The sequence below is a fragment of the Pantoea vagans genome (genome assembly GCF_004792415.1).
Lineage (GTDB): Bacteria > Pseudomonadota > Gammaproteobacteria > Enterobacterales > Enterobacteriaceae > Pantoea > Pantoea vagans.
Genome location: NZ_CP038853.1, coordinates 2,724,125 through 2,736,931, shown reverse-complemented (window position 1 = coordinate 2,736,931; position 12,807 = coordinate 2,724,125). Strand labels below are relative to the sequence as shown.

Sequence of the window (12,807 nt, the reverse complement as noted above, 5' to 3'; positions counted from 1 at the left end):
GGATGGAACCTCTGTTTTACCGCAGCCAGTTGGTTTTCGCCAGTTCTACCACCTCATCCCCGCGACCGTTCATGATGGCGCGCAGCATGTAAAGACTGAAGCCTTTGGCCTGCTCCATTTTGATCTGCGGCGGCATCGCCAGCTCCTCTTTGGCGGTGATGACATCCACCAGCACCGGGCCATCATGGGCAAACGCCTGCTCCAGTGCGCCATTCAGTTCCGACGCTTTTTCCACCCGGATGCCACGGATGCCGCAGGCCTGGGCGATAGCGGCAAAGTCAGGGTTCTCCAGCTCTGTGCCGTCGGTGAGATAGCCGCCGGCCTTCATCTCCATCGCCACAAAGCCCAGAACGCTATTGTTAAAGATCACCAGTTTCACCGGCATTTTCAGCTGCGCCAGCGAGATAAAATCGCCCATCAGCATGCTGAAACCGCCGTCGCCGCACAACGCGACGACCTGACGGTTGCGATCGATCGACTGCGCGCCCAGCGCCTGTGGCATCGCATTCGCCATCGAGCCATGGTTAAACGAACCCAGCAGGCGACGTTTGCCGTTCATCTTCAGGTAACGCGCCGCCCAGACAGTCGGTGTTCCGACATCGCAGGTAAAAATAGCGTCGTCGCTGGCGTAGTGGCTGATCTGCTGTGCCAGATATTGCGGGTGGATCGGCTGCCTGTCGTTGGGTTGCGCCAGCTCGTCCAGACTTTTACGCGCCTCACCGTAGTGCTTAACTGCACTGTCGAGATGGCTGCGATCGCTTTTGGGCGTCAGTTGCGGCAGCAATGCCTGTAGCGTGCTTTTCACATCGCCGACATAAGCCTGATCGACGTGACAATGTGATCCCAGACTGCCCGGATTGATATCAATCTGGATGATCTTAGCTTTTTCGGGATAGAAGGCGCGGTAGGGGAACTGGGTGCCGAGCAATACCAGCGTCCCGGCATTCATCATGGCGTGGAAACCGGATGAGAAGCCAATCAGGCCGGTCATGCCGACATCATAAGGGTTGTCATACTCGATGTGCTCTTTACCGCGCAGCGCATGGACGATAGGCGCTTTCAGCGCTTCGGCAAGCGCGACCACTTCCTGATGCGCACCGGCGCAGCCACTGCCGCACAGCAGCGTAATATCGGTGGCGTCGTTCAGCGTCTGAGCCAGCCGGGCCAGTTCGGCGGGCTGAGGCAGGACCTGCGGCAACTGCGGCGGATACCACTCAGTGCTGGCGCTTTCCGGTGCCAGTTTCAGCGCCACGTCACCAGGCAGTACCACGACCGAGACGCCACGATTCAGAATCGCTTTACGCATGGCGATGCCCAGCACCTGGGGTAACTGCTCAGGATTCGAGACCAGCTCACAGTAGTGGCTGCATTCGCGGAATAACTCCTGCGGATGGGTTTCCTGGAAATAGCCGCTACCGATTTCGCTGGAGGGGATATGTGCCGCAATCGCCAGAACCGGGACGCGGTTGCGATGGCAGTCGAACAAACCATTGATCAGATGTAAGTTGCCTGGCCCGCAGGAACCGGCGCAGACCGCCAGTTCGCCGCTGATATGGGCTTCCGCGCCCGCCGCAAAGGCAGCCACTTCTTCATGGCGCGTCGGCATCCATTCGATGGTGCCCATGCGATTAAGGCTGTCGCTCAGGCCATTAAGGGAGTCCCCGGTAACACCCCAGATGCGTTTGACGCCGGCGCTTTCCAGCGTTTTGGCGACCAGCGCCGCCACGGTTTGTTTCATGCTCTTCTCCTTTGTCGGCCCGTCCTCAAGAGTGACGTGACCAGAACCGAAAAAAGAAGCGTAGACGACACGGCAGAAAAGCAGACGTGAAAAAATGCGCTGGGTAAAGCTCAGCGCATCTCAGACAGGATTCAGGCAGAGAAGAGGGCGATCAGAATCGGGGCCAGCAGACTCATGACAAAGCCGTGCACAATGGCGGCCGGGACAATCTCATTGCCGCCCGCCCGCTGCAGTACCGGCAGGGTAAAGTCCATTGAGGTGGCGCCGCACAGGCCCAGTGCACTCGAACGATGACGGCCAATCAGTGCCGGGATCAGCATGATGGCGACCAGTTCACGCACCAAATCGTTGAAGAAGGCGGCGCTGCCGATGACCGGCCCAAAGGCTTCGGTCATCAGAATGCCGGAGAGGGAGTACCAGCCAAAGCCGCTGGCTAACGCCAGACCGGTCTTTAGTGGCATGCCCAGCACCAGCGCGGCAAGCATGCCGCCGATCAGCGCGCTGACCAGCACGACAACGGCCACCAGCATGCCACGACGGTTCAGGATGATCTGACGCAGCGTCATGCCGCTGCCGCGCAGCTGAATGCCCACCAGAAACAGCAGGAAGATCAGCGCATATTCGCTTGCGGTTGAGGCGTGATGCAGCAGTGGCCACTGGGTCAGCCCAAGCAAAAAACCAAGGACAACGACGCCACACAGCTTCAGGGAGTCCAGCGCCATATGCAGTCGCGATGGCAGTTTTTCCTGCCGGTGCGCATGTTGCCAGGGGGCATACTTTTCGAGTCCGCGCAGCGCCAGCAGGTTGCACAGCAGAATACAGAACGCCGCTACCAGTGCGGTGTGAAAAACCGCCAGCAGGTTGCTGCTCAGATTGTCGAGAAAGGCCAGACTGATGCCCATAAAGAAGAGGATCACGTAAACCATCCAGCCCAGTAGCTGATTTACCCGGCGCAGGGTGTCGGTTTTGCGGAAAGGTATCAGCCAGCCGGCGATCAGCGGCAGCAGAATAATCAGAAGTCCGGAGTACATATCAATGCCATCCATGGGGGAAGAGGCAACACGCTAGCGAAAAAGCGTATCGGAGTAAACCCCATCGCAGCTTGACCGGTTCGCTGGCGGCAACCATGCTGTTTATAACCTGAGGACGGACGCCTATGATTCTGGAACATATCGATATTCGCGGTTTCCGCGGCATCAACAAACTCTCACTCCCTTTAACCCGCACCAATCTGCTGATTGGTGAAAATGCGTGGGGGAAATCCAGCCTGCTGGATGCCCTGAGCCTGCTGCTTTCGCCCCATGAACCAGCCTATGATTTTACCCAGGCTGATTTCCATTTCACACCGGGCGATGTGACCGATCCTATGCGCCGTCTGTCAGTAGTATTTCATTTTCGCGATGACGGCAGCGACCCGGATGCGGTGCTCTCGGCCTTCTGGCAGCACGATGCTCAGGGTCAGCGTCGGCTTTATTACAGTGTTAGTGCCACCTGGCGGGAAAGCGGCATCGAAACCCGTCGCCGTTTTGTTGACGCGAATGCACAGCTGTTGCCTGAGCAGCACTGCGCGGCGGCCATCGATCTGCTGCTGAAACGCTATCCGGTGCTGCGACTGCGCGATGCGCGCTTTAGTAAGCGGACGCGAAACAGTGCGCCGGTGGCGACTCCCCATCCTGAGCTGCTGGCGGGCATGGAGTCGCTGGCGCGCGATCTGGAGCACCATCCTCAGCAGCTCAGTGATGAGGTGCTGCGACAGGGGCTGAAGACCATGCAGCAACTGATGCAGCACTACTTTCTGGTGCAACTGCCCGATGCGAGCAACGAACTCAGGTCACGGGATGCGCAGACACGCGACGGGGAAAAGGGATGGCGGGCGCTGGATCATCTCAATCAGCTGATTGCCGGAACCGACTCCCGCAGCCGTCAGCTGATCCTGCTGCAGATGTTTACCCTGCTGATTGAGGCGCGAGGCGATGTCCCGCTGGCCGCTGATGCCCGGCCGCTACTGCTGATTGAAGATCCGGAAACCCGGCTGCATCCGATTATGCTTTCTGTGGCGTGGAACCTGCTCAGGCTGCTGCCGCTGCAAAAAATCGCCACCACCAATTCCGCTGAGCTGCTGTCTCAGGTGCCGGTAGAGAACGTCTGTCGTCTGGTACGCGGCCCCTCGCGCGTGGCCGCCTGGCGCATCGGGCCAGAAGGGCTGAGTGGCGAAGAGAGCCGGCGCATCGGCTTCCATATTCGTGTCAACCGGCCTGCAGCGCTGTTTGCCCGTTGCTGGCTGCTGGTGGAGGGGGAAACCGAAGTCTGGATCATGAATGAGCTGGCACAGCAGTGCGGTTACAACTTCGCGGCTGAAGGGGTAAAAGTGATTGAGTTTGCTCAGTCGGGCTTAAAGCCGCTGCTGAAGTTTGCCCGCCGCATGGGCATCGCCTGGCATGTGCTGACAGACGGCGATCAGGCGGGTAACAAATATGCCAGTACCGCACGCACGCAGCTACAGCCCGGCGATCCTGAGCCGCGTTTTCTGACGCAGCTACCGGCGCTGGATATGGAAAATTTTCTCTATCACCAGGGTTTCCAGGATGTCTATCATCAGATGGCGCACCTGCCGTTAAACGTTCCGATGAGTTCCAGGCGTATTATTACTAAAGCGATTCATCAGAGCTCCAAGCCAGAACTGGCGATCGCAGTGGCGACGTCGGCGGCGGAACGCGGGCCGGAGGCCATCCCGCCGTTAATACGGCAGATGTTTGCCCGGGTGATTGGGCTGGCGCAGCGCCAGGCAGATTAAGTCTGCTTCGGAAAGAAAAATGCCAGCGGCACTGGCTGGCATTTTTGCGTCACTGTTCAGAGGTGGGGTAAGTATCACGCCACAGCCTGTATCTCAACCGGCACGATGAGGCTGGCGTGATTGCCTTTCGGACCTTCATGAACGTCGAACTGAACCTGCTGGCCTGCCTTTAGCGTGCGGTAGCCTTCCATCTGGATGGTGGAGTAGTGTGCAAAAATATCGTCGCCACCGCCAACCGGACAGATAAAGCCAAAGCCTTTGGAATTATTGAACCATTTAACTGTGCCCGTCTCCATGCTTTTACTTCCCTCGCAAGACATTTTATAAGTAGGTGAGGTCTTACAGGCTGTGAGTCGGATTTGATTAAAACTCAATCAGCGTGTGCAGGTAGAATGTAGAGAAAGCGCCGCTGGCGTCAAGCAAACCACCGGGCCAGGTGGGGAAAAAATCATCAAAATTTGAGGTGGTTAACGCTATTGCAAATTTTGTGATGCAGGTCGCGCAAGGAAATTTCTGAATAAATTTTCAGCAGCGACCAGGAGCTTGACAGGCATGTTAAACTCTCAACATGTAGCCATTAAAAGGCTCAAAGCAAAATCTCAACGGAACACTATGGCAAACACAAACGACTGGCTTAACTTTGAACATCTGGCCGAAGACAAAGTACGCGAAGGGTTAAAGCCGCCTTCTATGTATAAAGTCATTCTGAATAATGACGATTATACACCTATGGAATTTGTTATTGACGTCGTACAAAAGTTCTTTTCTTATGATGTTGAACGTGCAACGCAGCTGATGTTGAAAGTTCACTATCACGGCAAGGCGATCTGTGGTGTATTTACTGCAGAAGTCGCCGAAACAAAAGCGGCCCAGGTGAACAACTATGCGCGGGAAAACCATCATCCGTTGCTGTGTACGCTGGAAAAAGCCTGAACCCGTCTCCATATAGGAAACTGGTAAGGGCGATAATTGGGGGAGGTGCCTAATGCTCAATCAAGAACTGGAACTCAGTTTAAATATGGCTTTCGCCAGAGCGCGTGAGCACCGTCATGAGTTTATGACCGTCGAGCATCTGTTACTGGCGTTGCTCAGTAACCCGTCGGCCAGAGAGGCACTGGAAGCCTGTACGGTGGACATTGTGGCTCTGCGGCAGGAACTCGAAGCCTTCATCGAACAAACCACGCCGGTGCTGCCCGCCAGTGAAGAGGAGCGTGATACACAACCGACGCTCAGCTTCCAGCGCGTCCTGCAGCGTGCGGTTTTCCATGTCCAGTCATCCGGTCGCAGCGAAGTCACCGGGGCAAATGTGCTGGTCGCCATCTTCAGCGAGCAGGAGTCGCAAGCGGCCTATCTGTTACGCAAACATGAAGTCAGCCGCCTTGATGTGGTGAATTTCATCTCTCATGGTACGCGCAAAGACGAGCCGGGCCAGGCGCCAGGCGCTGAAAATCCGGTTAACGAAGAGCAAGCAGGCGGGGAGGAGCGTATGGAAAACTTCACCACCAATCTTAATCAGCTTGCTCGCGTCGGTGGTATTGATCCACTGATTGGTCGCGATAAAGAGCTGGAACGTACCATTCAGGTGCTGTGCCGTCGTCGTAAAAACAACCCGCTGCTGGTGGGTGAATCGGGTGTGGGTAAAACCGCCATTGCAGAAGGTCTCGCCTGGCGCATCGAGCAGGGCGACGTACCGGAAGTGATGAAAGACTGCACCATCTACTCGCTGGATATTGGTTCACTGCTGGCGGGCACCAAATACCGTGGTGACTTTGAAAAACGTTTCAAAGCGCTGCTGAAGCAGCTGGAACAGGACGAACACAGCATTCTGTTTATCGATGAGATTCATACCATCATCGGTGCGGGTGCCGCGTCCGGTGGCCAGGTTGATGCCGCTAACCTGATCAAGCCACTGCTTTCTTCGGGCAAAATTCGCGTGATGGGTTCCACTACGTATCAGGAATTCAGCAACATCTTCGAAAAAGATCGTGCTCTGGCGCGTCGCTTCCAGAAGATCGATATCACGGAGCCTTCCGTTGAAGAGACCGTGCAGATCCTGAATGGCCTGAAAACCAAGTACGAAGCGCATCACGATGTGCGTTACACCGCGAAAGCGGTGCGTGCAGCCGTAGAACTGGCAGTGAAATATATCAACGATCGTCATCTGCCTGACAAGGCCATTGATGTGATTGATGAAGCGGGTGCGCGTGCGCGCCTGATGCCAGCCAGTAAGCGTAAGAAAACCATCAATGTCTCTGACATTGAAACCGTGGTGGCCCGTATTGCCCGTATCCCTGAGCAAAGCGTGTCGGCAACCGATCGCGATACGCTGAGAAATCTGGGCGATCGCCTGAAGATGCTGGTATTTGGTCAGGACAACGCCATTGAGGCGCTGACCGAAGCAATCAAAATGAGCCGCGCCGGTCTGGGTCAGGATCGTAAGCCGGTCGGTTCCTTCCTGTTTGCCGGACCAACCGGTGTTGGTAAAACGGAAGTCACCGTGCAGCTGGCGAAAGCACTGGGCATTGAGCTGCTGCGCTTTGATATGTCTGAGTATATGGAGCGTCACACCGTCAGTCGTCTGATTGGTGCGCCTCCGGGTTACGTCGGATTTGATCAGGGTGGCCTGCTGACGGATGCGGTAATCAAGCATCCTCACGCGGTCGTGCTGCTGGATGAGATTGAGAAAGCGCACCCGGATGTCTTTAACCTGCTGCTGCAGGTGATGGATAACGGCATGCTGACCGACAACAACGGTCGTAAAGCAGACTTCCGTAACGTGGTGCTGGTGATGACCACCAACGCCGGTGTGCGTGAGACAGAACGTAAGTCGATTGGCCTGATTCATCAGGACAACAGCACCGATGCGATGGAGGAGATCAAAAAGATCTTTACGCCAGAGTTTCGTAACCGTCTCGACAACATCATCTGGTTCAGTCACCTGTCACCAGAGGTGATCCATCAGGTGGTCGACAAGTTTATTGTCGAGTTGCAGGCGCAGCTGGATGCGAAAGGCGTGTCGCTGGAAGTCAGTGATGAAGCACGTGACTGGCTGGCTGAGAAGGGTTACGACAAAGCGATGGGCGCACGTCCGATGGCGCGCACCGTGCAGGACAGCCTGAAGAAACCGTTAGCTAATGAACTGCTGTTTGGTTCGCTGGTGGATGGCGGCTCAGTATCAGTCGCGCTGGATCGTGAGAAAGGTGAACTGACCTATCACTTCCTGAGTGCTGAAAAACGCAAAACCGAAGGCACTGTTCATTAATCACCTGCTACAGATGTGAAAAAGGCCGGATTAAAATCCGGCCTTTTTTTTCGCTGCAATATGCAGAGCGATGAGATTACTGCAAATTAGCGACTACGGAAGACAATGCGGCCTTTGCTCAGGTCGTACGGGGTCAACTCAACGGTCACTTTGTCACCCGTCAGGATACGGATGTAGTTTTTGCGCATTTTACCGGAGATGTGAGCAGTGACCACGTGTCCGTTTTCAAGTTCTACGCGGAACATGGTGTTAGGTAACGTATCCAGTACGGTACCTTGCATTTCAATATTGTCTTCTTTGGCCATCGAATCCTCTGGGTGTACTACCTTTCAGTTGAACCGGCAAGATAATGCCCAATTCAACGATTTATGTAAAGAACCGTCGGCGATTTTGCCAACGCTTTGCCGGGGTGCACGTCAGTTGCGCGCATCCGGTAAAATTAGGGTGTTTAAGGTGACGTCTGCAGGGGATTAGCGGGCTAAGAATCTGAATCAACCGGTTACATGCGCACGATTGAAAACAGTTCCGAGAGTGCGTTGAGATTCCCAGCCTGGCAATTCCGGCTCGTTATTGCGAAGCGCGGACGACATACCAAACTCGACTATTATACCACTTATGCGCCTTTATGTGTGCAAAACATCTCTGCACGGCTAAAAAAGCGTTTGTGTCTGCCAGCAGCCATCGCTGACCGGCTGGTAAGCAAGGCTTTGTACATATTGCAGATAATCAGCGCGCGGGATCTCCTGCGCGCCCAGCGAGGCAGTATGGGGATTAAGTACCTGACAATCTACCAGTCGGCCCTGATGCCGGATGAAATGCTGACAAAAGACCCATAGTGCGGTTTTGGATGCATTCTGCTGACGACTGAACATCGACTCACCGCAGAAGATTTGCCCCATCGCCAGCCCATACATGCCACCCACCAGCTGATGTTCATCCCATACCTCGATGGAGTGCGCGTGGCCAAGTTCATACAGTCGCAACCAGGCACGCTTCATCTCAAAGGTAATCCAGGTGCCTTCCTCGCGACCGCTGGCGCAACCCTCAAGCACCTCGGCAAAGGACTCGTTCATTGTTACCCGATAGGGTGAGCGATTGTGAAAACGCTTCATGCTACGGCTGAGATGAAACTGTTCAGGTAGCAGGACGGCTCGCGGATCGGGTGACCACCAGAGAATGGGATCGCCGGGCGAAAACCAGGGAAAGATACCGTGCTGGTAAGCGTTAAGTAACCGGGCAGGGGAGAGATCGCCGCCCATGGCCAGCAGGCCATTTGGCTCACGCAGCGCCATCTCAGGCGGTGGAAAGAGCAGAGATTCCCGTGACAGTTGTACCAGTCTCATCGCGTTATGTTACTCATCGGCATTTCGCTAAGACTATAACGCAATACGCTGCCGGAAACGCCAGTAGCGCCCCGCTTTTGAGATTAATTCCGTATGACTGCCCTGTTCAACAATCGCGCCATTATCCATCACGCAGATACGATCCATGCGCTCCAGGCCACTCAGCCGGTGGGTGACTATGATCGAGGTTTTTCCGGCGGTCAGCCGTTGCAACAGGGCGAGAATATGTTGCTCGGTGGTCGCATCCAGCCCTTCGGTGGGCTCATCCAGCAGCCAGAGATCGCCGTCGTGCAGTAACGCACGTGCCAGCGCCAGCCGGCGCAGTTCGCCGCCGGAAAGCGGGCGACCCCCTTCGCCCATCCAGGCGTTTAATCCTTCCTGGTTCTCAAGCAGGCGCTGCAGGCCAACGTCGTTCAGTACGCGGCATAGCTGTTCATCAGTGGCATCGGGACGAGCCAGCAGCAGGTTATCGCGCAGGCTCTGACTGAAAAGATGAACCCGCTGCGTCACTACACTGATACGCTGGCGCAACGCGGACTCTGACCAGGCGGTAATCGGCAGATCATTCAGGCTGATGACACCATGCTGGCTCTCCCGGGCGCGGGTCAGCAGCGCCAGCAGCGTCGATTTTCCGCAGCCGGTCGGTCCCAGTAGCGCAATATGTTCACCCGCGGCGACCTGCAGGGTACAGCCATTGAGTACCTTATCCGGACGGTCGGGGTAGCTGAAGTCGAGCCGATCGATACTGACGTCGAGCGGTCCTGATCGGGCGTCTGACCGTGCCGGGAAGGTGATGGCGGGTGACTGATCAATAATGTCATTGACCCGCTGCGCGGCAGTTGTCACCTGCGACATAGGCAGAAAAGCGCCTGCAACCGGTGCCAGCGCCTCAAAGGCGGCCAGGGCGCAGAACACCACCAGCGCAATCAGCGAGCCGGGTAACTGCTGTTCGCTGATTGTCGCAGCACCAAGCCAGAGCAGCAGGGTTACGGTTACGCCGCTGATCAGCAGCAGCAGGCTCTGGGCGGCAGCCTGTAAACGCTGTTGCTGGCTCTGTGCCTGCTGCCAGCGCTGTTCATCTTCGTCAAGTTGCTGACGCCAGCTCTGCGAGGCACCATATAACGTCAGTTCAGCCTGCGCCGCCAGCCACTGCATTAGCTGCAGACGCCAGCGGGCGCGTCCATGGGCAATCGCGACGCCTGCCGGTGAGCCCAGATGATAAAACAGTGACGGCATCAGAACCAGCGTACTCAGCATGATACCGCCGAGCGTCAGTGCCAGCGAAACATCAATAAAACTCATCCCAAGGGTAACGACCACTATTACCACAAATGCGCCGAGCAGCGGCGAAATGACGCGCAGATAGAGATGGTCCAGCGTATCAACATCGGCGACAAAACGGTTGAGCAGGTCCGCCTGGCGGAACTGTGACAGCTGTCCCGGCGAAAGTGCCATCAGGCGGCTGAAGGTGTGGACGCGCAGATGCTGAAGCACCCTGAACGTCGCATCATGGCTGACCAGACGTTCAGCATAGCGTGCGGCGGTGCGGATGATCGCAGCGCCACGGACGCCAGCCGCGGGCAGCATATAGTTGAAGGTATAGAGGCCCGCTACGCCTGCCACTGACGATGCGGCGAGAAACCAGCCTGACAGGGTCAGCAGGCTGATGCTGGCCAGCAAGGTAACAATCGCCAGCACAATGCCCAGGGCAAGACGGAATGGGTGGCGCAGCCAGAGACGAAGAAAAGGACGCAAGGCGGACATCAGCGGATCTCCTGTTGACGATGCTTCAGCATTTCGCTGAAGGCACCGGGCTGTTGCGATAGCTGCTGCCAGTTGCCCTGTTGCACCAGTTTACCCGCCTCCATTACCCAGAGGGTCTGCCAGTAACTCAGCGTATCAATCTGATGGGTAATCATCAGGGTGGTCTGGCGGGCAGCCGCCTGGTTCAGGGCCAGCATTACATGACGTTCGCTGAGTGCATCCAGGCTGGCTGCCGGTTCGTCAAGCAGCAATAAATGTGAGGATTTATAGAGCGCGCGTGCGACCGCGACCCGCTGTGCCTGACCCACCGACAGCTGATTACCGCCATCGCCGGGCTGAGTTTCAATACCCCTGGGCAGACGAGGCAGGAACTCGTTAATGCCACACGATTCCAGCAGCATCGCAAAGCGCTCGCTATCCCAGACCGCATTCATCACGATATTGTCGCGCAAGGTGGTGGCCGGTAACTGAGGATTCTGTCCTACCCAGCTAAGCTGCTGATGCCAGTCACTCCGCCGTATATCACGCAGTTCGACGCCATTCGCTTTCAGCGAACCCTGATAAGGCAGGAAGCCAAGCAGGGCGTTCATCAGTGCCGTTTTCCCGGCTCCGCTTTGACCGACCAGCGCAATCTGCTCGCCAGCGGCAATAGTGAAAGTGAGCGGGCCGCACAGCACCTGACCATCGGGCGCGCAGACCCGCAGATCATCGGCGACAAGCGCGATGGAACGGTCGGCTGTGAAAGGTAACTGACCCTCCTGCGGCGCGGCGTCAGGTGTCGCCTGCATAAAGGCCTCAAGTGCATCGGCACCGCCGACCGCCTGGGCTTTGGCATGATAGAACGCGCCGAGATCGCGCAGTGGCTGGAAAAACTCCGGGGCGAGGATCAGCACCAGGAATCCGGCAAACAGCGTCACGCCGTGGCCATAATCACCGAAATGCAATTCGCCCAGATAGGAGAAGCCAAAATAGACGGCTACCACAGCAATGGCTAACGAGGCAAAAAACTCCAGCACGGCGGAGGAGAGAAACGCTAAACGCAGCACGTCCATGGTGCGCTGGCGAAAATCGGTGGTGGCGTCGGCAACCGCCTGCTGCTCTGCTTCACCACGATGAAACAGCCGCAGCGTTTCTCTGCCGCGCAGACGGTCGAGAAAGTTACCGCTCAGGCGGGCCAGCACCAGGAAGTTGCGGCGATTGGCCTCGGCCGCACCCATGCCGACCAGCGCCATAAACAGCGGAATCAACGGCGCAGTGGCAAACAGGATCAGACCTGCGGTCCAGTTCAGCGAAAAAACAGTCAGCAGAATGCAGCAGGGGATCAGCACCGCCAGCGTCATCTGCGGCAGATAGCGGGCGTAGTACTCCTGCATCTCTTCGATCTGCTCCAGCAGCAGGGTTGCCCAGCTCCCGGCTGGTTTTCCCTGAATCCACGCCGGGCCCAGCGCAGACAACCGGTCTAAGACCTGCTGACGTAACGCCTGACGGATAGCCTGTCCCGCCCGATAACCGGTCAGTTCGCGGGCATAGTTGATCAGGGCGCGCAGTACGAAGCAGAGCAGTAACAGCACGATACTGACCGTCAGGGTTTCACGCGGCTGCTGGTCTATGATCAGCGCCTGCAGCAGCGAGGCCAGTAAACCCGACTGGGCAATGATCAGCAGGGCACTTGCCATGCCCAGCAGCGTGTTGAGCCGCAACCAGCGACCGGCGAAACGACGTTGCTGACGAAGCCAGCGGGTAAGATGCTGCTGCCGCGATTTTTCCATGCGAGACCATGCTAAATGTCGGTGACAGGGGAAAATGGAAAGACATTTCCATCTCTTCAGGCGCCAGAATCTAGCATGAGAGCCATAAAAAAGGCGACGGAAAAACCGTCGCCTGGAACATTTGAGATCAGAGGGTT

10 protein-coding genes are annotated in these 12,807 nt (G+C 56.6%); 3 read left to right on the top strand and 7 right to left on the bottom strand.

What is annotated here, in order from left to right; genetic code table 11:
- Positions 1-16: 16 nt before the first annotated feature.
- On the bottom strand, positions 17-1,738 hold the full coding sequence (gene poxB, locus EGO56_RS12910) for a ubiquinone-dependent pyruvate dehydrogenase (RefSeq protein ID WP_135909539.1): 1,722 nt from the start codon (positions 1,736-1,738) through the stop codon (positions 17-19).
- A gap of 131 nt (positions 1,739-1,869) precedes the next feature.
- Positions 1,870-2,769, bottom strand: a complete 900-nt coding sequence (locus EGO56_RS12905) for a LysO family transporter (RefSeq protein ID WP_135909537.1) — start codon at positions 2,767-2,769, stop codon at positions 1,870-1,872.
- Positions 2,770-2,894: 125 nt separating this feature from the next.
- Here EGO56_RS12905 and EGO56_RS12900 point away from each other — a divergent pair, with 125 nt between their 5' ends.
- Positions 2,895-4,532: an ATP-dependent nuclease gene (locus EGO56_RS12900; protein ID WP_135909535.1), complete on the top strand. Its 1,638-nt coding sequence runs from the start codon at positions 2,895-2,897 to the stop codon at positions 4,530-4,532.
- 74 nt (positions 4,533-4,606) lie between these two features.
- Here the strand turns inward: EGO56_RS12900 and cspD are convergent, their stop codons facing one another.
- Complete coding sequence (gene cspD, locus EGO56_RS12895; protein WP_013357297.1) at positions 4,607-4,828, bottom strand: cold shock-like protein CspD; 222 nt, start codon at positions 4,826-4,828, stop codon at positions 4,607-4,609.
- Between the two features lie 316 nt (positions 4,829-5,144).
- Here cspD and clpS point away from each other — a divergent pair, with 316 nt between their 5' ends.
- On the top strand, positions 5,145-5,465 hold the full coding sequence (gene clpS / locus EGO56_RS12890) for an ATP-dependent Clp protease adapter ClpS (RefSeq protein WP_003849318.1): 321 nt from the start codon (positions 5,145-5,147) through the stop codon (positions 5,463-5,465).
- Between the two features lie 52 nt (positions 5,466-5,517).
- Positions 5,518-7,794 (top strand): ATP-dependent Clp protease ATP-binding subunit ClpA, encoded by a 2,277-nt coding sequence (clpA, locus tag EGO56_RS12885; RefSeq protein WP_033732099.1) that lies wholly within the window; start codon positions 5,518-5,520, stop codon positions 7,792-7,794.
- 86 nt (positions 7,795-7,880) lie between these two features.
- Here clpA and infA read toward each other — a convergent pair whose 3' ends face one another.
- The 4 genes from infA to cydD form a co-directional block, all read right to left on the bottom strand.
- On the bottom strand, positions 7,881-8,099 hold the full coding sequence (gene infA, locus EGO56_RS12880; RefSeq protein WP_002211347.1) for a translation initiation factor IF-1: 219 nt from the start codon (positions 8,097-8,099) through the stop codon (positions 7,881-7,883).
- A gap of 345 nt (positions 8,100-8,444) precedes the next feature.
- Positions 8,445-9,137, bottom strand: a complete 693-nt coding sequence (gene aat / locus EGO56_RS12875; protein WP_061062042.1) for a leucyl/phenylalanyl-tRNA--protein transferase — start codon at positions 9,135-9,137, stop codon at positions 8,445-8,447.
- A gap of 33 nt (positions 9,138-9,170) precedes the next feature.
- Positions 9,171-10,901: a heme ABC transporter ATP-binding protein/permease CydC gene (cydC, locus tag EGO56_RS12870; protein ID WP_135909533.1), complete on the bottom strand. Its 1,731-nt coding sequence runs from the start codon at positions 10,899-10,901 to the stop codon at positions 9,171-9,173.
- On the bottom strand, positions 10,901-12,670 hold the full coding sequence (cydD, locus tag EGO56_RS12865; RefSeq protein WP_135909531.1) for a heme ABC transporter permease/ATP-binding protein CydD: 1,770 nt from the start codon (positions 12,668-12,670) through the stop codon (positions 10,901-10,903). Before cydD ends, cydC begins: the two co-directional genes overlap by 1 nt.
- Between the last annotated feature and the right edge of the window lie 137 nt (positions 12,671-12,807).

Coding starts and splice junctions, on each gene's coding strand:
- aat (WP_061062042.1), bottom strand. CDS start 9,137: ATGAGACTGGTACAACTGTCACGGGAATCTCTGCTCTTTCCACCGCCT.
- clpS (WP_003849318.1), top strand. CDS start 5,145: ATGGCAAACACAAACGACTGGCTTAACTTTGAACATCTGGCCGAAGAC.
- cydD (WP_135909531.1), bottom strand. CDS start 12,670: ATGGAAAAATCGCGGCAGCAGCATCTTACCCGCTGGCTTCGTCAGCAA.
- EGO56_RS12900 (WP_135909535.1), top strand. CDS start 2,895: ATGATTCTGGAACATATCGATATTCGCGGTTTCCGCGGCATCAACAAA.
- cspD (WP_013357297.1), bottom strand. CDS start 4,828: ATGGAGACGGGCACAGTTAAATGGTTCAATAATTCCAAAGGCTTTGGC.
- clpA (WP_033732099.1), top strand. CDS start 5,518: ATGCTCAATCAAGAACTGGAACTCAGTTTAAATATGGCTTTCGCCAGA.
- EGO56_RS12905 (WP_135909537.1), bottom strand. CDS start 2,769: ATGTACTCCGGACTTCTGATTATTCTGCTGCCGCTGATCGCCGGCTGG.
- cydC (WP_135909533.1), bottom strand. CDS start 10,901: ATGTCCGCCTTGCGTCCTTTTCTTCGTCTCTGGCTGCGCCACCCATTC.
- poxB (WP_135909539.1), bottom strand. CDS start 1,738: ATGAAACAAACCGTGGCGGCGCTGGTCGCCAAAACGCTGGAAAGCGCC.
- infA (WP_002211347.1), bottom strand. CDS start 8,099: ATGGCCAAAGAAGACAATATTGAAATGCAAGGTACCGTACTGGATACG.